The following is a 26,322-nucleotide window of genomic DNA, read 5'->3' on the forward strand; positions in this document are numbered from 1 at the left end:
GACCCATGCCCACGCCCCCCGCCCTTGACGAACTGCTGGCCGGCGCGCACGTGGTGAGCCTGCCCATGCGCGTGAAGTTCCGCGGCATCATGGAGCGCGAGTCCCTGCTGCTGCGCGGACCGGCGGGCTGGGGCGAGTTCTGCCCCTTCCCTGAGTATGGCGACGCCGAGGCGTCCCGTTGGCTGGCCTCCGCCATCGAGGCAGGGTGGGAGGGATTTCCAAGTCCGCTGCGGACGCTGATCCCCGTTAACGCAACTGTCCCCGCGGTCGCTGCCGACCGTGTGCCGGAGGTTCTTGCCCGCTTTGGCCGGGTGGACGCAGTCAAGGTGAAGGTTGCCGAGCAGGGCCAGGCCCTCGACGACGACGCTGCCCGCCTCGCCGCCGTCCGCTCCGCCCTTCCGGATGCCGCCATCCGCGTGGACGCAAACGGAGGCTGGGACGTGCCCGCTGCCATTGAGGCACTCACCCGGCTGGCGGACGTCGGACTCGAATACGCCGAGCAGCCGGTCCCCACCATCGAGGGCCTGGCAGAGGTGCGCCGCGCTTTACAGTCTGCAGGCATTGCAGTACTGGTCGCCGCCGATGAAAGCGTCCGCAAGGAGTCAGATCCGCTGAAGGTGGCGCGGGCCGGCGCGGCGGACCTGATCGTGGTCAAGGTGGCGCCGCTCGGGGGAGTGCGGCGCGCGCTGGACATCGTGGCGCAGGCCGGGCTGCCCGCCGTCGTCAGTTCGGCGCTGGACACGTCGGTGGGGATCCGGGCGGGCCTTGCGCTCGCGGCCGCGCTGCCCGAACTGCCGTACGCGTGCGGGCTGGGGACGGTGTCCCTGTTCGAATCGGACGTCACCACGGATCCCTTAGTGGCCGACGACGGCGCCATCACACTCCGCGATGTCTCCGCCGACACCGGGCTGCTCAAGCGGTATGCAGCTTCCCCTGAGCGCCGCGACTGGTGGCTGGCCCGGCTCCGCCGCGTCCACGCCCACCTCGCCCCCCACCGACGCTCTCTCACTTAATGCGGGGTTTTCCCCCGACGCTCTCCCACTTAACGCGGCTTTTCCGCCGACGCTCTCTCACTTAACGCGGCTTTGCTGCGGACGCGTCATCACATTCCTGCAGGTCATAAGGGGTTAACCGGAACTTCACCCTACTGATCACTTGACGTAGAAATCGGCTGACAGGGTGGGCGGGACCTCATAGAAACACCTTGGAAGGCCCCCATGTCTGAAACGACTGCCCGCAAATTTCCGCTGCTGCCGATGCTCGGCCATACCAAGGGCAAGCGCAGCGCCGTTACCTGCGCGCTGAAGTGCGACAACGCCTGCGCCGGCGACGTCTGCAACACCAGCTCCAACAGCTACTTCCGCGACATCGCCTCTGCCACCTTGTCCCGGCGCGCCGCCCTGGGCTTCGGCGCCGCCGGCGCGCTCGCCGTCGTCCTCGGTTCAGCTGTTACCTCCGCAGAACCTGCCAGCGCCGCCGGCCTGTCCAAGGCAGCTAAGGAAGGCTTCGGCAAGTCCAAGCTCCAGTTCACGGCCATCCCGTCGATTGACGCAATGGTGGACGCCGTCACCGTGCCGGAGGGCTTTACCTGGCAGCCGGTCATCCGCTGGGGTGACCCCATCTTCAACGGCGCGCCGGAGTTCGACCTGAACAACCAGACCGCCGCTGCCCAGGAAAAGCAGTTCGGTTACAACAACGACTACACCGACATCCTGGAGATCCCGGGCAGCAAGGGCCGCCGCGCCGTGCTGTTCGCCAATCACGAATACACCAACGAGAACATCATGTTCCCGGCCACCATGCCTGCGGACCAAGTACGGGCTGTCGGGGCAGCCGCACATGGCCTGTCAGTGGTGGAACTGGAGCGCAAGAACAAGAACCAGCCGTGGACCTACGTCAAGGGCGCGCCGCTGAACCGCCGCTTCCTGAACAACACGGTCTACGAACTGACCGGTCCTGCCGCCGGATCTTCACTCACCAAGACCGTTGAAGACCCGGCCGGCCGCTTCATCAAGGGAACGCTGGGCAACTGCGCCGGCGGCACCACCCCGTGGGGCACCATCCTGTCCGGCGAGGAAAACTTCCAGGGCTACTTCGTTGGCAACGGCACGTCTGCCGGCGACAAGCGCTACGGCATCACGTCCAAGCCCACCGCCCGCCAGTGGGAACTGGACGAGGACCGCTGGGACACCCGCAATGCCGGCTACGAGAACGAGGCCAACCGCTTCGGCTGGATCGTGGAAGTCGACCCGTTCGACCCCAACTCCACCCCGAAGAAGCACTCCATGCTGGGCCGCTTCAAGCACGAGGGCGCCAACGTCATCATCGCCAAGTCGGGACACGTGGTGGCCTACTCCGGCGACGACGAGCGCTTCGACTACCTCTACAAGTTCGTCTCGAAGGACAAATACGTTGAAGGTGACCGGGCGCACAACATGACGCTGCTGTCCGCCGGCAGCCTCTACGTCGCGAAGTTCACTGGCAACTCCCCGGCGGCTGAGATCACCGGCACCGGCGCTGTACCCTCGGACGGTGCCTTCGACGGCATCGGTGAGTGGCTGCCGCTGGTGGTGGACGGGGCTTCCGCCGTTCCCGGCATGTCCGTGCAGGAGGTCCTGGTGTACACCCGCCTGGCCGCGGACAAGGTTGGTCCCACCAAGATGGACCGCTGCGAGGACGTGCAGCCCAGCCTCCACACCGGCAAGGTCTATGTGGCCTGCACCAACAACTCTAGCCGCGGCACCGGCTCCAACGAAAAGGCCACCGAGGTCAACCCCCGCAACCAGAACCGCGACGGCCATATCGTGGAAATCACCGAGAACGGCGACCAGACCTCCACCACGTTCACCTGGAACCTGCTCATGGTCTGCGGCGATCCTGCCCAGGGCGACGTCACCTACTTCTCGGGCTTCCCGACGGATAAGGTCTCGCCCATCTCCTGCCCGGACAACCTCGCGTTCGACTCCGTGGGCAACCTCTGGATCTCCACCGACGGCGCGCCCTCCGGCATAGGCAAGGCGGACGGCCTGTTCAAGGTCACCCTGGATGGCCCCGAGCGCGGCAGGGTGGAGCAGTTCCTCGCCGTCCCGCGCGACGCGGAGACCTGCGGCCCCATCATCCACGACGACGAGCGCAGTGTGTTCGTCGCCGTGCAGCACCCGGGCGAGGACGGCTCGTTCGATGCGCAGGTGTCCTTCTTCCCGGATTACGTCCCGGCAGGCACGACGCCGGCACCCGGCCAAGCGCGCGCCCCGCGCCCTTCGGTGATCCAAGTGTTCCGAGGCTAACTCCCGCCGGTGTTTGCACCCGCAGAAGTCCAACGCTCTCTCACTTAACGCGGGAAAATCCAGGACGCTCTATCACTCTCTTCAGGAGAGTGATAGAGCGTTCCGGGTTAAGGCGCATTAAGTGATAGAGCGTTCCGGGTTAAGGCGCATTAAGTGAGAGAGCGTCGGGAGGTTGGTGCGGGAAGTGGTGGGGCGTCGGGGGTGGCAGACTGGTTTGGTGACTTCGCTGAACGAACCTTCCCCCGATGCAGCCCACACCTCCGACGCAGCCCACACCCCCGACGCAGTCGCGTCCGGAACTGCCTCGTCCGGCACTGACACCCCCGACGGTGCCCCTTCCTTGAGTGCGCTGGCGGCGGCGCGGATCGCCGTCGAGGCACTGCTCGACGGCGGGGTGCAGCATGTGGTGGTTTCGCCGGGTTCCCGGTCTGCGCCGATGGCATATGCCCTTGCTGAGGCGTCGGCGCAGGGCCGCGTGGAGCTGCTGGTCCGGATTGACGAGCGGTCCGCCGGCTTCACCGCGCTGGGGCTGGCGCTGTCCACGGGCTCACCCGCGGCCGTACTCACCACGTCCGGGACCGCCGTCGGAAACCTGATGCCGGCGGTGATGGAGGCCAACCACGCCGCGGTTCCGCTAATCGTTCTCTCCGCGGACCGGCCCGATGAACTCCGCGGCACCGGCGCCAACCAGACCACTGTCCAGCCTGATCTTTTCGGCGAACAGGTACGGTTCGCCGTCGATATCCCGGCGGGCTCCAACCCGGAACGGGCCGTCCAGACGGGTCTTTCCGCCGCCACCGGGGCCTTTGCCGATCTCGCCCCGGGCCCGGTGCAGCTCAACCTTGCCTTCCGCGATCCGCTGGTTCCGGAAGCATCCGACCAGCTGCCCGTGCCGGCCGAGCGGCAGCGCTACCGCATCGGCACCGAGCCGCTCATCATGAACCTCCCGCCTGCGTCGACGGACCTGGTAGAGCGCCGTACCGTGGTTCTGGCCGGGCACGACGCCGGTCCGGTCGCCGAGGCCTTTGCCCGCGCCCACAGCCTGCCGCTGCTGGCGGAGCCGTCGTCGAACGCGCGTTTCGGCCCAAACGCTGTAGGGCCTTACCGGCTGCTGCTGGAGCACTTCGGGTCCGGCGCCGCGCAGCCCATCGAACGGGTGGTGCTGTTTGGCCGCCCCACCCTGTCCCGGCCGGTCGCTGCCCTCCTGGCCCGCGCGGATGTCCCGTCCGCCTTGTACCAGCCGGTGCCCGTCGCCTGGTACGAGCCGGGCCGGCGCACGGAGCTGCCCCTGGAAAGCCTTGCCGACCTCGCAGATTTCGCCGGCCGCGGCCCGTCCGACTGGCTGGACACCTGGCTGCTCGCGGGTTCGGCCGCCCAGCACGCACTGGACCTTGTCCTTGCCCAGAACGCACCTGCCACCGGCCCGTCCGTGGGCTCGCTCGTCTGGAAGCATTCCCGCGGCCAGCTGCTGCTCGGCTCCTCGAACGGCATCCGGGACGTGGACCTGGCCGGGCTGCCCGCCCCCGAACCCGCAGCCACCGTCTACGCCAACCGGGGCCTCGCCGGAATCGACGGCACCATCTCCACTGCCACCGGCATCGCCCTCGGCGGCCGGCAGGAAACCACAGTGCTCCTGGGCGATGTCACGTTCCTGCATGATGCCGGGGGCCTGCTGATCGGGCCAGGGGAGGAGCAACCGCAGCTGCGGATCGTGGTCCTCAACGACTCCGGCGGGGCGATCTTCGACCTCCTGGAACACGGCGCGGTGCGTGAGGCTGGAACGTACGGCGACGCCGTCGAACGCCTCTTCGCCACCCCGCACTCGGTGGACATCGCGGCACTTGCCGCAGCATACGGCGTCGGCCACAGCGCGGTGAGTACGACGGCGGCACTAGCCGAGGCGCTTGCCCTGCCGGTGGAGGGCCGCAGCATCGTGGAAGTGCGGACGGACCGCCGTTCGCTCCGGCAGCTCCACGCGCGGATCAAGGAAGCCGTGGCCGCGGCCGTCGGGGGAGTCCTGGCGCGTTAGGCGTGCGTTGCAGCACGTTTACTCGTATCCCATCACCGGCGGTGCTCCTCCAGCGCTTCTTTGAAAGCCGGCAGGCTGCGCTCGACCATGTCGTCGTTGGCTGTCAGGGAGATCCGGAAGAAGCCCGGAGTTTCGAACAGTACGCCGGGGAGCACGAAGACGTCCCGCTTGGCCAGTGATCCGGTGAACGCCTGGTCGTCAGGGATGGGGGACGTGACGTAGAGGTAGAAACTGCCTTCCGGCGGCTGAAGGCGGTACCCCATGCCGCCGAGCGCCTCGACCAGGCGGTCCCGGCGCCGCTGCAGTTGTCCGACGTCGATGGTGAACTTCTCCAGTTCGGGAAGCGCGTGCTGCAGCAGGGCATTCGGGTATACCCAGCCCATTGCCACCTGCAGCCCGGATATGGCCGGGCGCATCTCGTCCCGGTGCGGCATGGCGGGCGGCAGTGCCAGGTAGCCCACGCGCTGGCCTGGCGAGAGGTGGGTTTTGCCGTACGAGTAGGCCAACAGCGTATGCGGGTAGAACTCCACAGGACTATGGAAGCGCGCGCCATCGAACACGATCCGGTTGTAGGCCTCGTCCGAGATCAGGTAGATCCGCCGGCCGATTCTTGCCGAGGCCGCCTCAAGCAGGTCCGCAAGCTGGGTCAGCAGCTCGGGGGGATAGATACGGCCGGTGGGGTTATTCGGCGAGTTGACGATCACCACCCTGGTGCGCCCGGTGATGGCGGCTTCGATCGCGCCGAGGTCCAGGTCGAACGTGGTGGTGTCCACGGTGACCTTGACCGGTACCAGACCGGCCTCAAGGATCAGCGGCTCGTAAAGGAACCATGGCGGCAGGCTGTAAACGACCTCATCGCCCGGATCCGCCACGGTCTTCAGCGCCAGGGCGATGGCGGCGAAGCCACCGGTGGTCAGGTAGACATCCTCCGGACGGAACGGCACGTCCAGCAGCCGCTGGAGGGATTCCGCGGCTGCCTCCCGGGCGGCGCTGCCGTTGGCCTGGTAGGCAAACCACTGGTCGTTTTGCGGGACCAGCGCGTCCCGCAAGGTGTTAACGTAGCGGTCCGGCGGCATCTGGTGCGGGTTGCCGAAAGTGAAATCGCAGCCGGACGTCTGCCCGTCCCCGCGGGCGCCGAACCCCCGTATGTACTCGTCAACCCGCAGGAACGAGGGTATCGAGGCCAACCGCGCGGCCCGGTTGGATATCACGGACGGGGTTGGCGAAGTCGGGTCTACCATGTCACGCTCCTGTGCAGAACGGCCGGATGGTCCGGCCTCCCGTGGGCAGCGCGCTGCTGAGCCAGGGCTGTTGGTGGGACCCATTCTGTGCCCGGCACCAGCGGAAGTAAAGGTCCGCAGCAAAGGTGCGTGCCGCCGTCGTGCGTGCCTGGACGGCGGCGCTTGAGCCCCGTGACGCACACATTCCCTGGCGCTATGGGTATATCCAAGCGCCAGGGAATGTGCGTGTCGATTTTGATGAGCGGGTCGGGCCGCGCTTATTCCTCGATCTCGATGTGGGTAGGATCCAGCACGCGGCGCAGGAATTCCTTGGTGCGCGGCTGCGTGGGGGCGGAAATGACCTGCTCGGCCACGCCTTCCTCCACCACAACGCCGCCGTCCATAAACACCACCCGGTCCGCCACTTCGCGGGCGAAGCCCATCTCGTGGGTCACCACCAGCATGGTCATGCCCTCCTTGGCGAGGTTGCGCATCACGGAGAGGACATCACCCACGGTTTCGGGATCCAGGGCGGAGGTGGGCTCGTCAAAAAGCATCAGCTCCGGGTCCATGCTGAGCGCCCGCGCAATGGCCACGCGCTGCTGCTGGCCGCCGGAAAGCTGGTCCGGGAACCGGTCCGCCAGGTGTCCCAGCCCCACGCGCTCAAGGTTGTGCATGGACACCTTGTCCGCCTCGGCCTGCGACCGCTTCAGGACCTTGACCTGGGCGATGGAGCAGTTGCGCTTGGCATCCAGGTGCGGGAAGAGGTTGAACTGCTGGAACACCATGCCCACCTTGCGGCGCATCTTGTCGATGTCCACGTCGGGGTCGGTGGCTTCAAAGCCGCCCACATGGATGCTGCCTTCGTTGGGCTGCTCCAGCAGGTTCACGCAGCGCAGCAGGGTGGACTTGCCGGAACCGGACGGACCGATCAGGCACACCACAGCGCCCGGAGCCACGTCCAGGCTGATGCCCTTCAGCACCTCGTTGGAGCCGTAGGACTTGCGCAGATCCTTGATGGACACCCCGGCGGCGTGCACGGTGGCAGTGCCGCCACGGGAGTTGTTTGCGACGTCGTTCATGGTCTTGCCTGCCTATCGCTTGGTCCGCGCGGAGCGGCTTTCGAACTTCCGGGCCAGGAGGCTCAGCGGGATGGTGATCACCAGGTAGAAGGCACCCGCCACCAGCAGCGGGGTGAGGCCGGCACCCAGGCTGGAGATGCCGTCACGGCCGAACTTGGTGAGCTCGTACTGCGAGGCGGTGAGGCCCAGGACGTAGATCAGCGAGGAGTCCTTGGTGAGCAGGATGACCTCGTTGGTCAGCGGCGGCAGGACGATCTTGAAGGCCTGCGGAATCACAATGGTCACCATGGCCCGCCACTGCGGCATGCCCAGCGAGCGGGCGGCCTCAAGCTGGCCCTTCGGCACAGCCTGCAGGCCGGCACGGAGAGTTTCGGCGATGTAGGCGGAGGCCACGATGCCGAGGGACAGCATCACCACCAGGGTGATGTTCCAGGAGACGCCGAAGGCCAGGGGAACACCGTAGCCGAAGGCGATGAAGACCAGCAGGGCGGGGATGCCGCGGAAGAACTCGATGTAGCCGGTGGCGATCCAGCGGTACAGGGGGAAGCTGGAGAGCTTCATCAGGGCCAGCAGCAGGCCGCCGGAGAGGCCCACCGCAAAGCCGAGGAACGTGTAGATAAGGGTGTTCACCAGGCCGGTGGTGAAGATGCCGGGGAACATCGGCCCGATCTTGCCGAAGTTGAAGACGCTGTTGCCGATAGTCTTCCAGTCTGTGGCCAGGATCAGCGCGGCGATGGCCACTACAAAGATTCCTGCCTGGACATACAGGCTTACTCTGGCTCGCTGACGTGCGGTCATTGCCATGGGTTGCTCACATTCGTTGTGCGTGGCAGAGGCCCCGGACGGACTGCGGTACAGCCCGTCCGGGGCCCCTGCTGCGTAGTTCTTTGGGCCGTGAAAGAGCCGGGGCGGGGAAGCCTCGGGCCCGGCACGGCGACTACAGGGCGGTGGCTACTTGGCGGTTTCGCCGAACCAGGTGGTCTTGAACTTCTCCAGTGAGCCGTCGTCGGTCAGCCGCTTGAGGGTGGCGTTGACCTTGTCCGCCATGGCGGTGTTGCCCTTCTTGATGGAGATGCCCAGCTGCTCGCCGGTGGCAAAGTCCTCAACGCTCTTGAACTTGGGCTGGTCCTTGATGGCGTAGCCCAGGACGGACTGGTTGCCCAGGGCGGCGTCGATGGTGCCGGCTTCAAGTGCCTGCACCAGGAGGCCGGTGTCCTCGAACTGCTGCGCGTCGATGCCCTTCTCCTGGGCGTAGTCGGCGCCGGTGGTGGCCTGCTGCACGCCCACCTTCTTGCCCTTGGCGTCGTCCAAGCTCTGGATGCCCGAGGCGTCGCTGGCTACGAGCGCCAGGTCGTCATCCAGGTAAGGGGTGGAGAAGTCCATAACGGACTTGCGGGTGTCCGTGATGGAGATCGAGGAGATGCCGAGGTCGCACTGGGTGAGGGCGGTGCCGGTCTCGATGGCCTCGAAGGAGCTGTCCACGATGCTCAGTTCAGCACCGAAGTCCTTGGCGAGTTCCTTGGCGATGTCCACGTCGAAGCCGACCGTCTGGCCGTCCTTTTCGAATTCGAACGGCTCGTAGGGGATGTCGGAGCAGACCGTGAGCTTGCCGGAGTTGATGAGTTGGATGCCGCCTTCGGACGCTGCCGGGGTTGAGCTTCCGCCGCCGCAGGCCGTGAGGGTGAGGGCGCCAACGGCGAAGAGTGCTGCTGCCTTGGCGGTCATTTTGGCCGTGGCCAGGGACTTGAGCTGCATGTTTCTTACCTTTTGTTGCAGGAGTATGCGGTACTAAATCGGTTCATAGTGTAGCGCCGAATAAGAGATGTGCATCACAGGAAACTTAGTTTCACTATTGGATAACTAAATTACTCCTGTTTTCAAGCCTAGGCGAAGCAGTGCTGTCTCAGATACCGGACTCGCTGGCTCAGTTCTTGATTCCCAGGGCTTCGAGCATCGGCCGGAACTTCGCCCACGTTTCGGCGAGCTCGGCTTCGGGCTGGGAGCCGTCCACTATTCCGCAGCCGGCATATAGCCGCACTGTGGTGGGGCTTTCGATAACGGCGCCCCGCAGCGCGATGCCCCACTCACCGTTCCCTGCCGCGTCCAGCCAGCCGACCGGTCCGGCGTAGGGCCCACGGTCCAGGTGCTCCAGCTTGCGGATCAGGGCCCCGGCCACTTGCGTGGGTGTCCCGCAGACGGCGGCCGTGGGGTGCAGCGCGTTGATCAGGGCCAGGCAGGTGGGCACGTGGCCTTCCACCTCGGCCAGTTCAGCCTTCACATCCGAGGCCAGGTGCCACACGTTGGGCAGTTCCAGGATGAACGGCTCGTCATGGGCGTTCATTGCCTCGGAGAACGGCGCGAGCTGGGTGGTCAGCGACTGGATGGCGATCTCGTGTTCGTGCCGTTGCTTCTCCGACCCCGCCAGCACCCGCGTGGCGTAATCCATGGGAAGTCCGTCCTCCCCGTGGGCGTCGCGGCGGTCCAGTGTCCCGGCCAGCACGCGTGCCTGCGCAGTGCGCCCCTCCACCTGGATCAGCATCTCCGGCGTCGCGCCCACCAGGCCGTCCACGCCATAGGTCCAGCATTCGCGGTACCGCCCGGCGAGCTCCCGCAGCACTTTCGCGGCGTTGACGCCGGTGGGAACAGTGGCCACGATGTCGCGCGCGAGCACCAGCTTCTCCAAGGCCCCGGTCCGGATCTCGGCTACTCCGGCGGCGACGGCGGCCTTCCAGTCCTCCTCGCCCAGCGAGCCGGTGTGCAGGGTTGCCCCCGCGGCCAGGGGCAGTGGACGGACGACGGCGCCACCCGCCCGGGCGGGAGCCGCACCTGGGGTGCCGTCCCCGGCGGAGTCCGCTCCCGCCGTCGTGCTTTGAGCTGCGGAGCTGCTGCCCAGCGAGCGGTCCAGCGCGGCAAGGGCGCCCGTTTTGGTGAGGGGCCCGTCGTCGAACGTCAGCTGGGTGAGCCACACGTGGCCGTCGCGGACGCCCACCACAATTTCGGGCACGATCAGCCGGGACTCGTGGGCTGAGGTTTTGGAAAAAGCGAAGGAGCCGAAGGCCACCGGACCTGTGCCGGGCAGCTCAACGGAGTCTGAAATCTCGGCCTCGAGGACCAAGTGGCGCCACCAGATATCCGCCTCGAGGAAGCGCTCGGGGCCGGTGGCCGTGAAGCGGGCGATCTCGCCGAAACCCACCAGTCCTGCTTCACGCCGGGCCCAGCAGAGGACGTCGTCCCGGACCAAAAACGACGGCAGCCCCCCGGGGAACGCTGTGCCATCCAGGGGGACTGTCAAGGTGCGGAAGGTGCTCGTCATGATTGCCTCAACGGTACCTGAAAGTACTTAAAGCTACTGAGTACCTTAAGTACCAGGGGGGCAACTGCGTCCCCGGTGTCCGCGTTGGTCCGGACGCACCTGAACGTTTGAGACAATGTCATGGTGAACCGAGCATCCTTGGATAAGCGTCCGGACGAAGTAGCCACGATGTTTGACGACGTCGCACCGAAATACGACGTCGTCAACGATGTCCTGTCGATGGGGCAGACCCGCCGCTGGCGCAAGGTCGTGGTGGAAGCCATGGAAGTTTCCAAGGGCCAGCGCGTCCTGGACCTGGCAGCCGGTACCGGCACGTCCAGCGAGCCATATGCCGATGCAGGCATAGATGTGATTGCCTGCGACTTCTCCCTCGGAATGCTCAAGGTAGGCAAACGCCGCCGCCCGGACATCGACTTCATTGCCGGCGACGCCACCAACCTGCCGTTCGCGGACAACACGTTCGACGCCACCACCATCTCCTTCGGCCTGCGCAACGTCAACGAACCCAAAAAGGCGCTGCAGGAGATGCTCCGCGTCACCAAGCCCGGCGGCCGGCTGGTCATCGCCGAGTTCTCGCAGCCCGTGGTGCCGCTCTGGCGCACCATGTACACCGAGTACCTCATGCGCGCCCTGCCCGCCATCGCCGTGAAGGTCGCCTCCAATCCGGACGCCTACGTGTACCTCGCCGAATCCATCCGCGCCTGGCCGGACCAGGACCACCTGGCTGCCTGGCTGCAGGATGCCGGCTGGGACAACGTCACCTACCGCAACCTCACCGGCGGCATCGTGGCGGTCCACCGCGCCTTCAAGCCGGTAACTGCGGAGAACGGTGCTGCCGCCATCGCCGCGCACAAGGGCCCGGTGGCCAAGCTGCGCCGCAACATCACGCGCTGACCTGTGAAGGTACTGATTGTCGGCGCGGGGCCGGCCGGCTCCACCGCCGCGTACTACCTTGCCAACGCGGGCATCGAGGTCACCGTTGTGGAAAAGACGAGCTTCCCCCGGGAAAAAGTGTGCGGCGACGGCCTCACGCCCCGTGCCGTCCGTGAAATCCAGAAGCTGGGCCTGCCCCACCCTGAAAACGACGGCTGGCGACGCAACAAGGGCCTGCGCCTGATCGCCGGCGGCCGCACCATCGAGCTCCCATGGCCAGAGGTGTCCGACTTCCCGCAGTACGGCCTGATCCGTACGCGCCTGGGCTTCGACGAGGAACTGGCCCGCCACGCCCAGGCCGCCGGCGCCGCCATTCTTGAGCGGCACAGCGTCACCGACGCCATCCGCGATGAGAGCGGCCGGGTCACCGGCGTCCGCGCCGCCATCCTGGACGAGTCCGGACGCAAGACGGGGGAGACGCGCGAGTTCAGTGCCGACGTCGTACTCGCCGCTGACGGCAACTCCACCCGCACAGCTGTTTCGCTCGGCATCCAGAAACGCGACGACCGCCCCCTCGGCGTGGCCGTGCGCACCTACTTCACCTCGCCGCGCACTGATGATGACTGGATGGAAGGCTGGCTTGAGCTCCCCGGCCGCGACGGGAAACTGCTGCCCGGCTACGGCTGGGTGTTCGGCGTGGGCGACGGCACGTCCAACGTGGGCCTCGGCATCCTGAACTCTTCCAAGGAATTCGGCAAGCTTGACTACAAGCAGGTCCTGCGTGAATGGACCGCCGGGATGCCCGCCGAGTGGGGCTTCACGCCCGAGAACCAGGTGGGCGAAATCCGTGGCGCCGCGCTGCCCATGGGCTTCAACCGCACCCCGCACTACTCGCCCGGCGTGCTCCTCCTGGGTGACGCGGGCGGCATGGTCTCCCCGTTCAACGGCGAGGGCATCTCCTATGCCATGGAATCCGCCCGGTTCGCCGCAGAGTTCATCATCGACGCCTCCTCCCGTTCTTCGGCAGCAGGCGGAACGTACGACGCCGACGCGCACCTTTCGCGGTACGGGGACTACGTGCGCGGACAGTGGGGATCGCACTTCACCCTGGGCCGGGCGTTCGCCGCACTGATCGGCAAGCCGGCCGTTATGAAGCTTGCGCTCCGGACCGGGATGCCCATCCCCGTCCTCATGCGGTTCGTCGTCAGGCTCCTGGCGAACCTCACCGACCCGTCCGCCAAGGGCTTCGAGGACCGGGTTATCCGGACCCTTGAGCTGCTTGTCCCGGCCACATCCAATACCTCCGCGGCTACGAACCAGCGGTATCCGCAACAAAAAGTTAGGGTTAACCCGTGACCAAACCCGCAGACCACAGCTGGACGCACGCCGGACACGGCCTGCCGGACTCTGAACCCAGCCTGAACACCACCGCCATTGCTACCGGCCTGCAGCTGCCTGCGGGGTTCGCCGCCATCGCCGGCGATGCTGAGCTGGGGCCGGCCATCACCAACAACCTGGCCCGGGTGGAGAAGAAGCTCCGGGAAGCCATCGCCAACTCTGATCCGCTGGCTGACGCAACGTCGCGGCACCTGGTGGAAGCCGGCGGCAAGCGCATCCGGCCGCTGCTGACGCTGCTCTGCGCACACCTTGGCGACGCCTCGCTTCCCGCGGTGGTGCAGGCCGCCGTCGTGGTTGAACTGACGCATCTGGCCACCCTCTATCACGACGACGTGATGGACTCCGCCCCGTTCCGCCGCGGTGCTCCCACAGCCCATGAGGTGTGGGGCAACTCGGTGGCTGTCCTCACCGGCGACCTCATCTTCGCGCGGGCGTCCATCCTGGTCTCCGAACTCGGCTCCCGGGCGCTGGGGATCCAGGCCCGCACGTTCGAGCGGCTTTGCCTTGGCCAGCTGCACGAGACCGTGGGACCGCGCCCGGACGAGGACCCGGTGGAGCACTACCTTTCGGTGATCGCAGACAAGACCGGTTCGCTGGTTGCCGCTTCCGGGCAGCTCGGTGCCATCTTCTCCGGCGCCGATGAAGCCTACGAGGACGTACTGGTGGAGTACGGCGAGAAAGTGGGCGTGGCGTTCCAGCTCGCCGACGACGTCATCGACGTGACCGGCATCAAGGTCAAGTCCGGCAAGTCCCCGGGCACCGATCTGCGCGAAGGTGTACCCACCCTGCCGGTGCTGCTCCTGCGTAAGGCGGCCGCGGATGGTGACCAGTCCGCCGTCGAACTCCTGACGCTCATCGACGGCGACCTGACCTCTGATGAAGCCCTGGCCGAGGCTGTTGCAGGGCTGCGCGAGCACCCGGTCACGGTCGAGTCCTGGGTGGTGGCGCGGCAGTGGGCTAACGAAGCCATCGCCGCCCTGGCCCCGCTGCCGGACGGTGTGGTCAAGGAATCGCTGTCCAACTTCGCCATGGCTGTGGTGGACCGCGCCAGCTAGTTTTTGCTTCATCGAAGCCCGGCTCCGTGGACGGCGCCGGGCTTCTCCTTTGCGGCTGTGATTCTGTTGAGCTGTGCCGGTTTAAGCTGCCCCTGTTAAACGGGATAGCCCCGGTCCGCAGCAACAATACGAGTCATATGTTGCTGTGAACCGAGGCTATCTCTCCGTTCGCATCAGACCCGCCGGAGGCGTTTAGCGGATCCGGGAACAGTCTATGACAGTTTTGTCACATTACGCAAGTCCCTTGTTACGGTCGGTGTCAAAAGTTTTTCCCGCTGGATTTCCCCACCTTTCAGGTCGAGGCCGGTCGATATCGCGGCATGTCTCGACGACACGCAGGCGGGTTCGTCATAAGCCGGGGAGATTCGGCGCGGTCTTTGTCCACATAGGACCCAGCCGCCCTGCCGCCGATGCCGAAGTTTGGGTCTGCTGGCTGCATGGACTTGACCCGTTTCCTCAAACACGCCGGCTCGGTTGCCCGCACGTCCACGATCCTCCAGGCCGGTTTCACTGACCGCAGCATCCGCAACGCTGTGGCAGGGGGCGAAATACGGCGTCTTCGGTATGGAGTTGTGGCGTTGCCGGACGCTGCTGCGGACATGACGGGCGCCGTCCTCGGCAACGGATTGCTGACTTGCGCCTCTGCTGCGGTTCACCGCCGGCTCTGGATCTTGCATGAACCTCAGGCCCTCCATCTGTTGTGCCGCCACGGGGGACCCAAGGATGCGGTAGTCCACCGGGAATCCCTGGTTCCTCCCGATGGGCCCCGCCCGGTGGCCAGTACCACCGACGTCCTTCTGCATTGCCTGCGCTGCCTTCCCGCGGTGGAAGCTGCGGTCATGGTGGAAAGCGCGGCGCGGCAAGGGGTGACAACTCTGGGCTACCTGCATGAACGATTGCCGGGCAGGCGGAATGACGCCGCCCGAAGAGTGCTGGACCTGGTGGACGGGACGGCCGACTCGCCCGTCGAGGTACTGGCACGCATACTTTTCCGCAGCGAGGGAATCCATACCGAGACGCAGGTGGAGCTGGCGGGGATCGGGATCGTGGATTTCCTCCTGGAAGGATTTCTCATTGTGGAGATCGACGGCGGCACGCACCTCGAGCCGCGGCAGGTCAAGAAGGACAGGGGCAGGAACAACGCGAGCACGCTCTCCGGCTATGCGGTGCTCCGGTACGGCTATGCAGACGTGGTCTACAACCCGCAAAAGATCGTCAACGAGGTGTGGCAGGTGCTCCGGGGCAGGGTGGTCCGCTGAGATTCCCCAAGTTTCAATCCAAACCGGGCAGAAACGCCGCCAAAATTAGGGGACACGCGGGTCAGAAGCCCAAAACCTGGGGAATTTCAGCGGGCAGTCAAAAACAAGGCCAAGGGCCGGCGGCGGCAGAACCTAGTCTTCGTCGTCCTCGAAGGCCCACTCGAACATGTCGAACACGAACTCGGAGAAGGTGCCCTCTTCGGATTTCCATTGGCCGCGGGCATTGTTGCGGCGGTAAACGATGGGATCGGGGACGCTGAGGTCGCCCACCCGGAAACCCCAGGTGTATTCCTCTTCCTCGTCCTCGAGGAACATCAGGAAGCCTTCGTCATCAACTTCGAGCTCGTCCGGGTCCCAGAAGTAGTGGTAGGCCTCCATCAGGTCCTCGCACCCGCCAATGGCCAGGTAGAACTCGCGCAGGACCAGGGGAATCTGGAACTGGTGGTCGGCGAGGGCCTTGTCCAGCTCTTCTGGGGACAGGCCGTCCTCTTCCTGCCATTCATCCTCGAGATACTTCGGAACAAGCGCGCGGAATTTCTCGAGGAACATGTCAGTCATGCTCATATCCTAGCTAATTCCGGCCCTTCGATTCGCCGTTGCCGGGCCCTGCCCGGTGCCACCCGCGAACGGCGAGCGGCGCCTGCCAGGAGCGTCGCCAGGCCAGGACCCGGAACGTGAAGACCAGCGCCGCGATCACGGCCGCGGTCAACACATTGAACACGCCCAGGACCGACAGGGCAGCGGTCATGGCAGCCCCCAGGAAGGCCGGCAGCGCGTAGATGTCCTTGGCATTAAAAAGCTCCGGAACCTCGTTGGCAACCACGTCCCGCAGCAGGCCCCCGCCCACAGCCGACGTCACTCCCAGGAGCACCGATGCCACCGGATTCAGGCCGGTGGCCAGCGCCTTGAGCGTGCCCGTCATGCAGAACAAGGCCAGCCCGCCGGCGTCGAACAGGGTCAGCAGTGACGTGTAGCGCTGGACGCTGGAGAACAGGAAATACACCAGGACCGTGGCCAGCAGCGGCGGCACCAGGTAGGCGGGGTTGGTGAAAGCTGCCGGAACCACGCCAAGGATGATGTCCCGGATGACGCCGCCGCCCAGGCCCACCAGGGAAGCCAGCAACAGGGAACCCACAATGTCGATCTGCTTGCGCGCCGCGAGCAGCGAACCCGAGACGGCGAAGAAGAAGACGCCCAGCAGATCCAGCCAGACGGGCGCGTTGTCAAAGGGGAATGTCATGGAGCGTCCCGGCGGTTACAAAGAGGGCGGACAGGGCGGCTCCAACGTTACGCTAGCCCCTATGAACAGCCCCATCATGATCGCCTGCGCCCATGGGACGTCCAACACACAAGGCGCCGCGGAGGTCAACGCCCTGCGCGATGCCATCGCCGCGCTCCGCCCGGGCCTCGACGTCCGGGAAGCCTACGTGGACGTCCAGCAGCCGGACTTGGTGGACGTGGTGGCGGGGCTGCCGGCGGGGGAGTCCGCCGTCGTGGTTCCGCTGTTGCTCAGCGTGGGCTACCACGTGAAAGTGGATATCGCCCGGGCCGTGAAGAGCCGGCCGGGCAGTGCGGCGGCCGCTCCGCTGGGCCCGGATCCGCGCCTTGCCGCGCTGCTGGACCAGCGGCTGCGCGAAGCAGGGGTCACGGATAACGACGTGATTGTCCTTGCCGCCGCGGGCTCCTCCAACCCCAGGGCCGCCGTGAGCGTGGAGGAACTGCTGGGCCAGCTCCAGGAGCTGCGGTCCAACCGGATGGTGGCCGCGTATGGTGCCTCCGCCAAGCCTTCCGTGCCCGACGCCGTCGCGATGCTTCGCGAGGAACTGGAGGGAGGTGCCGGTGCGGGGGAGTCCGCGGGGGCTGTCGACGTCGGCGGCCGCGTGGTGATCGCCTCCTACCTCCTGGCGCCGGGCTACTTCCACGACCAGCTCGCCAAAGCGGGGGCTGACGTTGTGACCGCACCACTGCTGCCCTCCCCGGTGCTGGCCGAGATCGCGCTGGAACGGTACGACGCCGCCGTCGCCAAAGCTCAGGAAGCCGCCGCGGCGGCGCCGGCTCAAGCAGCTGCCGAGCCGCCCGCTGAAGCATCAAAGGCCGTGCCTTCCGAAACACAGGAGGGTGGCGTGTTCAAGGCCGTCCGGCGTTTCGTGACGAAATATTTCCCTAGGTGACTTAGCGTTTCCGGCCCTTTGTGACGCTCTTCGAACGGGACCTACAGTCGATGCATGACTGATACAGCTCTAGCCGGAGCGTCCGCGGACAGCGCCGCCCCGAAGCGCCCGGCCCGCCCGTCCCGACCCACTGCAAAACCGCACGGTCAGTGGAAAGTGGACGGCAAAACGCCCCTGAACGCCAACGAAACCTGGAAACAGGAAGACGACGGCCTTAACGTGCGCGAGCGTATCGAGACCATCTACTCCAAAGAGGGCTTCGACGCCATCCCCGGCCAGGACCTGCACGGCCGGTTCCGCTGGTGGGGCCTGTACACCCAGCGCAAGCCCGGGATCGACGGCGGCAAGACCGCAACCCTTGAGCCGCACGAGCTCGAAGACAAGTACTTCATGCTCCGGGTGAGGATCGACGGCGGCGCACTCACCACCGAGCAGCTGCGCGTCATCGGCCAGATCTCCGTGGACTTCGCCCGGGACTCCGCCGACCTTACGGACCGGCAGAACATCCAGCTGCACTGGATCCGCGTGGAGGACATCCCCGAAATCTGGAACCGCCTGGAAGGTGTTGGCCTGTCCACCACCGAGGCCTGCGGCGACGTTCCCCGCGTCATCCTGGGCTCGCCCGTGGCCGGCATCGCCAAGGACGAGATCATCGACCCCACCCCGCTCATTGCGGAACTGGGCGAGCGGTTCATTGGCAACCCGCTGCTGTCCAACCTTCCCCGCAAGTACAAGACCGCGATCACCGGCCACCCGAGCCAGGACGTGGTCCACGAGATCAACGACTTCGCCCTGGTCGGTGTGCGCCACCCCGAGCTCGGTGTCGGCTACGACCTCTGGGCCGGCGGTGCGCTGTCCACCAACCCGATGCTCGGCAAGCGCCTCGGCGCATTCGTGAAGCCGGAGCAGGCCGCGGATGTCTGGCTCGGCGTCACCAGCATCTTCCGCGACTACGGCTACCGCCGCATGCGCACGAAGGCGCGCCTGAAGTTCCTGATGGCCGACTGGGGTCCGGAGAAGTTCCGCCAGATCCTCGAGGACGAATACCTCGGTTACAAGCTGGCCGACGGTCCGGCCGCGCCCAAGCCCACCACCCCCGGCGACCACATCGGCGTGCACGAGCAGAAGGACGGCAAGTTCTTCATCGGCGCAACCCCGCTGGCCGGCCGCCTGTCCGGCGCCGCACTGGTCAAGCTCGCGGACACCCTCGAGGCCCGCGGCTCGTACCGGCTGCGCACCACGCCGCACCAGAAGCTCGTGGTCCTGGACGTGGAAAAGGACCAGGTGGAGCCCCTCGTGGCCGAGCTGGACGCCCTGGGCCTGTCCGCCCGCCCGTCCGTGTTCCGCCGAGGCACCATCGCCTGCACCGGCATCGAGTACTGCAAGCTGGCCATCGTGGAGACCAAGCACACGGCCGCCACCGCCGTGGCCGAGCTGGAACGCCGCCTGGCCGACCTCGCCGCCTCGGGCGAGCTGCCGCACGCACTGTCCCTGCACATCAACGGCTGCCCCAACTCCTGCGCCCGCATCCAGACCGCGGACATCGGCCTCAAGGGCATGATGCTCCCCACGCCCGACGGCGACCCCTCCCCGGGTTTCCAGGTCCACCTGGGCGGCGGGCTGGCTTCCAACGACCGCGAGGAGGCCGGGCTGGGACGCACCGTCCGCGGCCTCAAGGTGTACGTTGACGACCTGCCCGACTACGTGGAGCGCGTAGTCCGCACCTTCGTGGCCCAGCGCGCCGAAGGCCAGACCTTCGCCGAGTGGGCCCACGCAGCAGAAGAGGAGGCACTCCAGTAATGAGCAAGCATGCACTCGGAGTAGACCCGGTCGTTGCGCCGGCCCAAGCGGAAGCAGCGGTGGTTGAGCTCGCCGAAACCAAGGCCGCCGAAACCCCCAGGCTCCGCAGCAAGGACGAACTGAAGGCCCTCGCCGAGGCCGGCGCTGCCGAGCTCGGCTGGGACGCCCCCGCCCGCGATGTCATCGCCTGGGTGGAGCGCAACTTTGAGCTGCCCGCTGTCGCCGTCGCCTGCTCCATGGCCGATGCCGTCCTGCCGGCCCTGGTCGCGGACCAGCTGCCAGGCGTCGACGTCCTGTTCCTGGAGACCGGCTACCACTTCCCGGAAACCTACGCGACGCGCGACGAGGTGGCCGCGAACCTCCGCGTCAACGTGGTGGACGTGCTCCCGGAGAACACCGTGGAGCAGCAGGACCGGCTCCTGGGCAAGGACCTCTTCGCCCGCGACGCCGCCCAGTGCTGCGCCCTGCGCAAGGTGGCCCCGCTGCGCCGCACCCTGTCCGGCTACGAAGTCTGGTTCACCGGTGTCCGCCGCGACGAGGCACCCACCCGCACCAACACTCCGCTGGTGACCTGGGACGAGGCCAACGGCCTGGTCAAGGTGAACCCGGTGGCCGCGTGGACGTTCGACCAGCTGGTCCAGTACTCGGACGACAACCTCCTGCCCGTGAACCCGCTGCTTTCCCAGGGTTACCCCTCCATTGGCTGCCAGCCCTGCACCCGGAAGGTGGCGCCGGGCGACGATCCCCGGGCCGGCCGCTGGGCAGGGACCGACAAGACAGAATGCGGACTACACGTATGAGCACTTACCTATCCGAGGAGACCCCCCAGGTGACTGAAGCTGCCGTATCCACGCGCCTCTCCAGCCTGGACACCCTCGAGTCCGAGGCCATCCACATCATCCGCGAGGTTGTTGCCGAGTTCGAGAAGCCTGCCCTGCTGTTCTCCGGCGGCAAGGACTCAGTGGTGATGCTGCACCTGGCCACCAAGGCTTTCTGGCCCGGCAAGGTTCCGTTCCCCGTGCTGCACGTGGACACCGGCCACAACTTCCCTGAGGTCATCGACTTCCGCGACCGCACCGTAGAGCGCCTGGGCCTGAAGCTCGTGGTGGGTTCCGTGCAGGAGTTCATCGACCGCGGCGAGCTCGCCGAGCGCGCCGACGGCACCCGCAACCCGCTGCAGACCGTCCCCCTGCTGGATGCCATCCAGCGGAACAAGTTCGACGCCGTCTTTGGCGGCGGCCGCCGCGACGAGGACAAGGCCCGCGCCAAGGAGCGCATCCTGAGCCTGCGTGACGAGTTCGGCCAATGGGACCCGCGCAACCAGCGCCCCGAACTGTGGAACCTCTACAACGGCCGCCACACGGTGGGCCAGCACGTCCGCGCGTTCCCCATCAGCAACTGGACCGAGCTGGACATCTGGCGCTACATCGAGCGCGAGAACATCGAACTGCCGGGCCTGTACTACGCCCACGAGCGCGACGTCTTCGCCCGCGACGGGATGTGGCGCGCAGTGGGCGAGGTGTCCCAGCCGCTGCCGCACGAGGAAGTCATCACCAAGACCGTCCGCTACCGCACCGTGGGGGACATGTCCTGCACCGGCGCCGTGGAGTCAGACGCGTACAGCGTGTCCGACGTGGTGGTTGAAGTTGCCGGCTCCACCCTGACCGAACGTGGCGCCACCCGTGCAGATGACCGCATCTCCGAGGCAGCCATGGAAGACCGCAAGAAGGACGGGTATTTCTAAATGAGCACGATTTCCGAGATTTCGACAGGCTCACTCAACGAAGGCCTGCCCACCACACTGTTCCGTTTCGCCACCGCAGGATCGGTCGACGACGGCAAGTCCACTTTGGTGGGCCGCCTCCTTCACGATTCCAAGGCCATCCTGGCTGACACGCTCGACGCTGTTGCCCGCACCTCAGCGGACCGCGGCTTCGGCGGCGACAAGGGCGGCATCGACCTGGCGCTGCTGACCGACGGCCTGCGCGCCGAGCGTGAACAGGGCATCACCATCGACGTCGCCTACCGCTACTTCGCCACCGACCGCCGCAGCTTCATCCTGGCCGACTGCCCCGGGCACGTGCAGTACACCAAGAACACGGTGACGGGCGCGTCCACTGCGGATGCCGTCGTCGTACTCATTGACGCCCGCAAGGGTGTGCTGGAGCAGACCCGCCGGCACCTGTCCGTGCTGCAGCTGCTGCGCGTGGCCCATGTGATTGTGGCCGTGAACAAGATCGACCTGGTGGACTTCAGCGAGTCCGTGTTCCGCGAGATCGAAGCCGACGTGCAGCAGGTGGGGCGCGAGCTGGGCCTTGGCTCGGATGGCATCGCCGACCTGCTGGTGGTTCCCGTGTCCGCGCTCGACGGCGACAACGTGGTGGAGCGCTCCGAGCGCACTCCCTGGTACACCGGTCCGGCACTGCTCGAGGTCCTCGAAACCCTCCCCGCTGCTGACGAGCTGGAAAGCCACCTCGAGAGCTTCCGTTTCCCGGTGCAGCTGGTCATCCGGCCGCAGGGCGCCCTCGCTCCGGACGCCGTTGCAGCGGGCCTGGACATCGAGGCCTACCGCGACTACCGCGCGTACGCCGGCCAGATCACTGAAGGCTCGGTCAAGGTGGGGGACAAGGTCTCCGTGCTGACGCCCGGCCAGGATCCGCGAACCACCACAGTGGTGGGCATCGACTTCGCCGGCGCCTCCTTGGAGGAAGCAGCCGCGCCGCAGTCCGTTGCCATCCGCCTCGCGGAGGAGTTCGACGTCGCGCGCGGCGACACCATCGCCGCTGCCGGCACCGTCCGCGAAGCCTCCGCCGACCTGTACGCGTCGCTGTGCTGGCTGTCCCCGAAGCCGCTGCGCGAAGGCCAGAAGGTGCTGGTCAAGCACGGCACCCGCACCGTGCAGGCCCTGGTCCGCAACGTCAACGGCAAGCTGGACCTGTCCACCTTCAAGGTCGAGGCGGCATCCACCCTGGAACTCAACGACATCGGCCACGCGCAGCTCCGGCTCGCAGCGCCGCTGCCGCTCGAGAACTACCTGCACCACCGCCGCACCGGCGCGTTCCTGGTGATCGATCCGCAGGACGGCAACACGCTGGCCGCCGGCCTGGTCAAGGACCACCCGGGTGACCACGAGGACGAGCGGTACAGCATCTAGCTTTCGCCCAAGTCGCCGGAATGGTGCGGGGTAGCCGGAACGCTACGGCTACCCCGCACCATTCCGGCGATTCCGTGGTTAACGGCTGGTTTACCGCCCGGCTTCGAGGATCGACTTGAGCTTCTGCAGGTCCTTCCGGGTCTCCCGCCGGATCATCGGGGCCATGAACAGGCCGGCGAGCTTCGAAAACCCGGACGGCTTGCCCGCATTGCCCAGGGTCATCCGGGTCCCGCCGCCGGCGTCGGTCCAGGTGTAGCTGGTCTGCATCGGGAACGGGCCCTGGGCGGTGCGCATCACCAGCTTCTCGCCGGGAACGTACTCAACAAACTCGTAGGTGTAATTCAGCTCGCGGCCCAGGAACTTCGCGGTGAACGCGACCTTGGATCCGGGCCCCACCGGCCCCGGGGTGAGGCGCTGGGACTTGTGGATGTTCACGTACCACTTCGGCGCGTTGTCCGGGTTGGCCGCGTACTCCGCCACCTCCGCCCTCGGCCGGTTGATGAGGATCTCGGTCTGGACGTTCACCATGGTGCATCTCCTTCTGGGAGCCGGTTGCAGGCGGCCGCGGGGACCTGGGCGATAGCCTAGGACTCACGTTAGTCCTCATCCGGCAGTGGGAGGCGCAGCATGGAAACCATCAACAGCAAGCTGCTCAACTGGGCGTCCATCCTGGACGACCAGACGCGCGAGCAGGCCGTGATGACGGCCGGACTGCCGTTCATCTACCCGCACCTGGCGCTGATGCCCGACGCCCACCTGGGCAAAGGCGCCACCGTTGGCTCCGTGATCCCCACACTGCACGCGATCATCCCGGCAGCAGTGGGCGTGGATATTGGCTGCGGGATGATCGCCGTCCAGACGCAGTACTCGCTGGCGGACCTGCCGAAGGACCGCAAGAAACTCCGGGAAGACATCGAGCGGGTCATTCCCCTCTCCGCAGGGCACAACAACAGGACGGTGCTGCCGACGGCCGGGCCGCGGATCGCGGAGCTGAAGCAATTAGCCTCGAAAGCGGGGTTCAACCCCGCCCAGTACGTGGCCAAGTGGGAGCTGCAGCTGGGTTCCCTGGGCTCGGGCAACCACTTCATCGAGGTCTGTGCCGATGAGGCTGATGCCGTCTGGCTGTTCCTGCACTCCGGTTCACGCGGCGTCGGCAACAAGATCGCCCAGCATCACATCGGCGTCGCCCAGCACGTATCCCGGAAGCACCAGATCCACCTGCCCCACCCGGACCTGGCCTACCTCGACGAGGGCACGCCGCAGTTCGACCGCTACATGGCGGAGCTGCGCTGGGCCCAGCACTTCGCGCTCCTGAACCGGGAGGAAATGATGGACCGCGTCAGCACGCAGTTCGGCCGCTGGGCGGGCGGCAAGGTGCAGGAACGCGAAAGGATCAACTGCCACCACAACTTCACCCAGCAGGAGACCCACTACGGCCGGTCCGTCTGGGTGTCACGGAAAGGCGCAATCCAAGCCGGCCCCGGTGATCCCGGGCTGATCCCCGGTTCCATGGGGACGGCGTCGTACGTGGTGGAAGGCCTGGGCGACCCTGCATCCCTGAACTCCTCCCCGCACGGGGCCGGCCGGGAGTACTCACGCAACGCGGCCCGCAGGACCTTCAGCCTGGACGAGCTGAAGAAGGCCATGCGCGGGATCGAGTTCCGGGCTTCGGAGGCTTTCATCGATGAAATCCCGGCTGCCTACAAACCCATCGACCAGGTGATGCAGGACGCCGCAGACCTCGTGAAGGTCCGGCACAAGCTGCGGCAACTGATCAACGTCAAGGGCAACTGAGGGCCGGCTCAGTCGAGGTCCGGCTTCTTCTTCAAGGTTGCCTGGAGCAGATAGGTGGTCTGCCGGCTGCACTGTTTGATCCGGCGGAGGTGGGCAGCGGCCAACTGGGGCAGTGCCACCGCGGGATCGGCACCGAGGATGTCATGGCGCATGGCTTGCTCCAGGTCGATGGCCAAGCCCGCCAGCCGTTCCGCGCCCACCATCTGGCTTGACGTCTTGAGGCTGAGGACTGCATCCATGGCTCCGGTGACATCCCCGGTGGTCAGCGTCTGCCGCAGCTTCTCGTTCCGTTCCGGCAGGTTGGCGATGAAGTTCTGCACGAATACTTTCCAGACGCCCTCATCGTCGTCGAGTTCTTCGCGCAGTCTTTCCAGCACGGACGGGTCCAGGAGCGGTGCATAACCGTCGCCCTGTGTCACGGCCGCCACCCGCGGTCAACCACGACGGCGGACAGAACCGGATAACGCACATGCCTGCACAGCTCGATACCCATGACCTGCCCCTATAAGTCAATTCGCTTATGAGCCTCCCCAGCAGGACTTTTATGGACGCTACGTGGAAGGGGAGCGGGAAGCACGAGTAGTGAGTACTCGAATCTTGCGTCCAGGGCACAGCCGGGGCTCCAAGTGGTGCAGCGGAATATGACGCTAGATGAACCTTCGTGACCCCCCGTTTCCGCGTCATTGAACGGGTTTGGGTCACTCCCTATGGTGAAACAATGACTAGTTCCAAGCCCGGGATGACCCGCATCGTGGCAGGCGAAAGCGCGGTTCCCCAGCGCAAGCGTGCTACCGAGGCTGTCCTGGCCATCGGGCTGGTCCTGCTGATCGCCCTCGGCGCCGTGGTGGCATCCACTGTTTCCCGCAATACCGAAGCCCAGGCGGTTGAACCCACGCCCGCCGCGGAACTGAAGCTGGGCTATTTTGGCAACGTCACGCACGCGCCCGCCCTGGTGGGCGTCAAGCAGGGCTTCCTGGCCGAAGCGCTGGGGAGCACCGCGCTCAGCACCGAGACCTTCAATGCCGGTCCTGCAGCCATCGAGGCGCTGAATGCCGGCGCCATCGATGCCGCCTACATCGGCCCCAACCCGGCCATCAACTCGTTCGTCAAGAGCCAGGGGAAGTCCGTCCGGATCGTGGCCGGGGCTGCGGCCGGAGGTGCGCAACTGGTGGTCAAACCGGAGATCAACTCGGCTGCGGGCCTCTTGGGCAAGACCCTGGCTTCCCCGCAGCTGGGCGGCACCCAGGATGTGGCCCTGCGAGCCTGGCTCGCGGACCAGGGCTATAAAACCAACGTGGACGGCAGCGGCGACGTCGCCATCAACCCCACCGAAAACGCCCAGGCCCTGAAGCTGTTCCAGGACGGAAAGCTCGACGGCGCCTGGTTGCCTGAGCCCTGGGCGTCACGCCTGGTGCTCCAGGCCGGTGCGAAGGTGCTGGTGGACGAAAAGGACCTCTGGGACGGAACGGGCACCGGCAAGCCGGGCGAGTTCCCCACCACCATCCTGATCGTGAACCAGAAGTTCGCCGCCGACCACCCCGACACCGTCAAAGCTCTCCTGGCCGGCCACGCGAAGTCGGTGGCATGGCTGAACGAAGCGCCTGCCGCGCAGAAGGCCTCCGTCATCAATTCGGCCCTGCAGGAATCAGCAGGCGCGGCACTGCCCGACGACGTCCTCGCCCGGTCCCTGGCCAACATCACCTACACCCTGGACCCGCTGGCCGGAAGCTACCCCCGGCTGCTGCAGGACGGCGTGGAGGCCGGCACCACCAAGCAGGCCGACCTCAACGGACTCTTCGACCTCCGCGCTCTGAACGAGGTCACCGCCGCCACAGGCAGCACCACCAGGATTTCCGCCGCCGGCCTCGGCCAGAACTGATCCATCCC

General features: G+C 66.4%; 23 protein-coding genes. 14 read left to right on the plus strand and 9 right to left on the minus strand.

Translation table 11 applies throughout. The features are described 5' to 3' along the window. Positions 1-5 precede the first annotated feature (5 nt). From ARTSIC4J27_RS05275 to menD, 3 genes are all read left to right on the plus strand, one after another. Positions 6-1,013 carry an o-succinylbenzoate synthase gene (locus tag ARTSIC4J27_RS05275; protein WP_050054164.1) on the plus strand — a complete coding sequence of 336 codons (1,008 nt, stop codon included), beginning with the start codon at positions 6-8 and terminating at the stop codon, positions 1,011-1,013. 204 nt (positions 1,014-1,217) lie between these two features. Next, the gene (locus ARTSIC4J27_RS05280) at positions 1,218-3,287 is read left to right on the plus strand and encodes a PhoX family protein (RefSeq protein ID WP_050054165.1); all 2,070 of its coding nucleotides are present in this window, start codon (positions 1,218-1,220) and stop codon (positions 3,285-3,287) included. Positions 3,288-3,504: 217 nt separating this feature from the next. Next, the gene (gene menD, locus ARTSIC4J27_RS05285; RefSeq protein WP_050054224.1) at positions 3,505-5,316 is read left to right on the plus strand and encodes a 2-succinyl-5-enolpyruvyl-6-hydroxy-3-cyclohexene-1-carboxylic-acid synthase; all 1,812 of its coding nucleotides are present in this window, start codon (positions 3,505-3,507) and stop codon (positions 5,314-5,316) included. Between the two features lie 32 nt (positions 5,317-5,348). On the opposite strand, the gene ARTSIC4J27_RS05290 is transcribed toward menD, so the two are convergent. From ARTSIC4J27_RS05290 to ARTSIC4J27_RS05310, 5 genes are all read right to left on the minus strand, one after another. After that, positions 5,349-6,557, minus strand: coding sequence for an aminotransferase class I/II-fold pyridoxal phosphate-dependent enzyme (locus ARTSIC4J27_RS05290; RefSeq protein WP_050054166.1), 1,209 nt, complete (start codon positions 6,555-6,557; stop codon positions 5,349-5,351). Between the two features lie 257 nt (positions 6,558-6,814). Continuing rightward, complete coding sequence (locus ARTSIC4J27_RS05295) at positions 6,815-7,618, minus strand: amino acid ABC transporter ATP-binding protein (RefSeq protein WP_050054167.1); 804 nt, start codon at positions 7,616-7,618, stop codon at positions 6,815-6,817. Positions 7,619-7,630: 12 nt separating this feature from the next. Then, on the minus strand, positions 7,631-8,422 hold the full coding sequence (locus ARTSIC4J27_RS05300; protein ID WP_050054168.1) for an amino acid ABC transporter permease: 792 nt from the start codon (positions 8,420-8,422) through the stop codon (positions 7,631-7,633). Positions 8,423-8,569: 147 nt separating this feature from the next. Next, entirely contained in the window at positions 8,570-9,373 is an 804-nt protein-coding gene (locus ARTSIC4J27_RS05305) for an ABC transporter substrate-binding protein (protein WP_050054169.1), read from the minus strand. Positions 9,374-9,542: 169 nt separating this feature from the next. Then, the gene (locus ARTSIC4J27_RS05310; RefSeq protein WP_050054170.1) at positions 9,543-10,931 is read right to left on the minus strand and encodes an isochorismate synthase; all 1,389 of its coding nucleotides are present in this window, start codon (positions 10,929-10,931) and stop codon (positions 9,543-9,545) included. A 123-nt stretch (positions 10,932-11,054) separates the two neighbouring features. Here ARTSIC4J27_RS05310 and ARTSIC4J27_RS05315 point away from each other — a divergent pair, with 123 nt between their 5' ends. The 4 genes from ARTSIC4J27_RS05315 to ARTSIC4J27_RS05330 all read left to right on the plus strand — a co-directional run bounded on the left by ARTSIC4J27_RS05315 (position 11,055) and on the right by ARTSIC4J27_RS05330 (position 15,516). Continuing rightward, entirely contained in the window at positions 11,055-11,825 is a 771-nt protein-coding gene (locus ARTSIC4J27_RS05315; RefSeq protein ID WP_235436560.1) for a demethylmenaquinone methyltransferase, read from the plus strand. A gap of 3 nt (positions 11,826-11,828) precedes the next feature. Continuing rightward, positions 11,829-13,160: a geranylgeranyl reductase family protein gene (locus ARTSIC4J27_RS05320; protein WP_050054172.1), complete on the plus strand. Its 1,332-nt coding sequence runs from the start codon at positions 11,829-11,831 to the stop codon at positions 13,158-13,160. Beyond that, on the plus strand, positions 13,157-14,257 hold the full coding sequence (locus ARTSIC4J27_RS05325; RefSeq protein WP_050054173.1) for a polyprenyl synthetase family protein: 1,101 nt from the start codon (positions 13,157-13,159) through the stop codon (positions 14,255-14,257). The genes ARTSIC4J27_RS05320 and ARTSIC4J27_RS05325 overlap by 4 nt, the downstream gene beginning before the upstream one ends. 437 nt (positions 14,258-14,694) lie before the next feature. After that, positions 14,695-15,516, plus strand: coding sequence for an endonuclease domain-containing protein (locus tag ARTSIC4J27_RS05330; protein WP_050054174.1), 822 nt, complete (start codon positions 14,695-14,697; stop codon positions 15,514-15,516). Between the two features lie 132 nt (positions 15,517-15,648). On the opposite strand, the gene ARTSIC4J27_RS05335 is transcribed toward ARTSIC4J27_RS05330, so the two are convergent. Both ARTSIC4J27_RS05335 and ARTSIC4J27_RS05340 read right to left on the minus strand, forming a co-directional pair. Beyond that, a complete protein-coding gene (locus tag ARTSIC4J27_RS05335) occupies positions 15,649-16,074 on the minus strand; it encodes a hypothetical protein (RefSeq protein WP_050054175.1) in 426 nt (141 codons plus the stop codon). A gap of 13 nt (positions 16,075-16,087) precedes the next feature. Beyond that, entirely contained in the window at positions 16,088-16,756 is a 669-nt protein-coding gene (locus ARTSIC4J27_RS05340; RefSeq protein ID WP_050054176.1) for a trimeric intracellular cation channel family protein, read from the minus strand. A 61-nt stretch (positions 16,757-16,817) separates the two neighbouring features. Here ARTSIC4J27_RS05340 and ARTSIC4J27_RS05345 point away from each other — a divergent pair, with 61 nt between their 5' ends. The 5 genes from ARTSIC4J27_RS05345 to ARTSIC4J27_RS05365 are packed head-to-tail and all read left to right on the plus strand — an operon-like array spanning position 16,818 to position 22,641. Further along, positions 16,818-17,687 carry a sirohydrochlorin chelatase gene (locus tag ARTSIC4J27_RS05345; protein ID WP_050054225.1) on the plus strand — a complete coding sequence of 290 codons (870 nt, stop codon included), beginning with the start codon at positions 16,818-16,820 and terminating at the stop codon, positions 17,685-17,687. Between the two features lie 54 nt (positions 17,688-17,741). Further along, positions 17,742-19,487: a nitrite/sulfite reductase gene (locus ARTSIC4J27_RS05350; protein ID WP_050054177.1), complete on the plus strand. Its 1,746-nt coding sequence runs from the start codon at positions 17,742-17,744 to the stop codon at positions 19,485-19,487. Beyond that, complete coding sequence (locus ARTSIC4J27_RS05355; protein WP_235436561.1) at positions 19,487-20,287, plus strand: phosphoadenylyl-sulfate reductase; 801 nt, start codon at positions 19,487-19,489, stop codon at positions 20,285-20,287. The genes ARTSIC4J27_RS05350 and ARTSIC4J27_RS05355 overlap by 1 nt, the downstream gene beginning before the upstream one ends. Continuing rightward, the gene (gene cysD, locus ARTSIC4J27_RS05360) at positions 20,284-21,231 is read left to right on the plus strand and encodes a sulfate adenylyltransferase subunit CysD (RefSeq protein ID WP_050054178.1); all 948 of its coding nucleotides are present in this window, start codon (positions 20,284-20,286) and stop codon (positions 21,229-21,231) included. The genes ARTSIC4J27_RS05355 and cysD overlap by 4 nt, the downstream gene beginning before the upstream one ends. Further along, the gene (locus ARTSIC4J27_RS05365; protein WP_050054179.1) at positions 21,232-22,641 is read left to right on the plus strand and encodes a sulfate adenylyltransferase subunit 1; all 1,410 of its coding nucleotides are present in this window, start codon (positions 21,232-21,234) and stop codon (positions 22,639-22,641) included. 90 nt (positions 22,642-22,731) lie between these two features. On the opposite strand, the gene ARTSIC4J27_RS05370 is transcribed toward ARTSIC4J27_RS05365, so the two are convergent. Then, entirely contained in the window at positions 22,732-23,169 is a 438-nt protein-coding gene (locus ARTSIC4J27_RS05370; RefSeq protein WP_050054180.1) for an SRPBCC family protein, read from the minus strand. A gap of 99 nt (positions 23,170-23,268) precedes the next feature. On the opposite strand from ARTSIC4J27_RS05370, the gene ARTSIC4J27_RS05375 reads away from it, so the two are divergent. Then, positions 23,269-24,435 carry an RtcB family protein gene (locus ARTSIC4J27_RS05375; RefSeq protein WP_050054181.1) on the plus strand — a complete coding sequence of 389 codons (1,167 nt, stop codon included), beginning with the start codon at positions 23,269-23,271 and terminating at the stop codon, positions 24,433-24,435. Positions 24,436-24,443: 8 nt separating this feature from the next. Here the strand turns inward: ARTSIC4J27_RS05375 and ARTSIC4J27_RS05380 are convergent, their stop codons facing one another. Then, the gene (locus tag ARTSIC4J27_RS05380; RefSeq protein WP_050054227.1) at positions 24,444-24,854 is read right to left on the minus strand and encodes an Hpt domain-containing protein; all 411 of its coding nucleotides are present in this window, start codon (positions 24,852-24,854) and stop codon (positions 24,444-24,446) included. 320 nt (positions 24,855-25,174) lie between these two features. Here ARTSIC4J27_RS05380 and ARTSIC4J27_RS05385 point away from each other — a divergent pair, with 320 nt between their 5' ends. Next, positions 25,175-26,314 (plus strand): ABC transporter substrate-binding protein, encoded by a 1,140-nt coding sequence (locus tag ARTSIC4J27_RS05385; RefSeq protein ID WP_050054182.1) that lies wholly within the window; start codon positions 25,175-25,177, stop codon positions 26,312-26,314. Positions 26,315-26,322: the final 8 nt, after the last annotated feature.

Origin of the sequence: Pseudarthrobacter siccitolerans (assembly GCF_001046895.1) — a bacterium.
GTDB classification, from domain to species: domain Bacteria; phylum Actinomycetota; class Actinomycetes; order Actinomycetales; family Micrococcaceae; genus Arthrobacter; species Arthrobacter siccitolerans.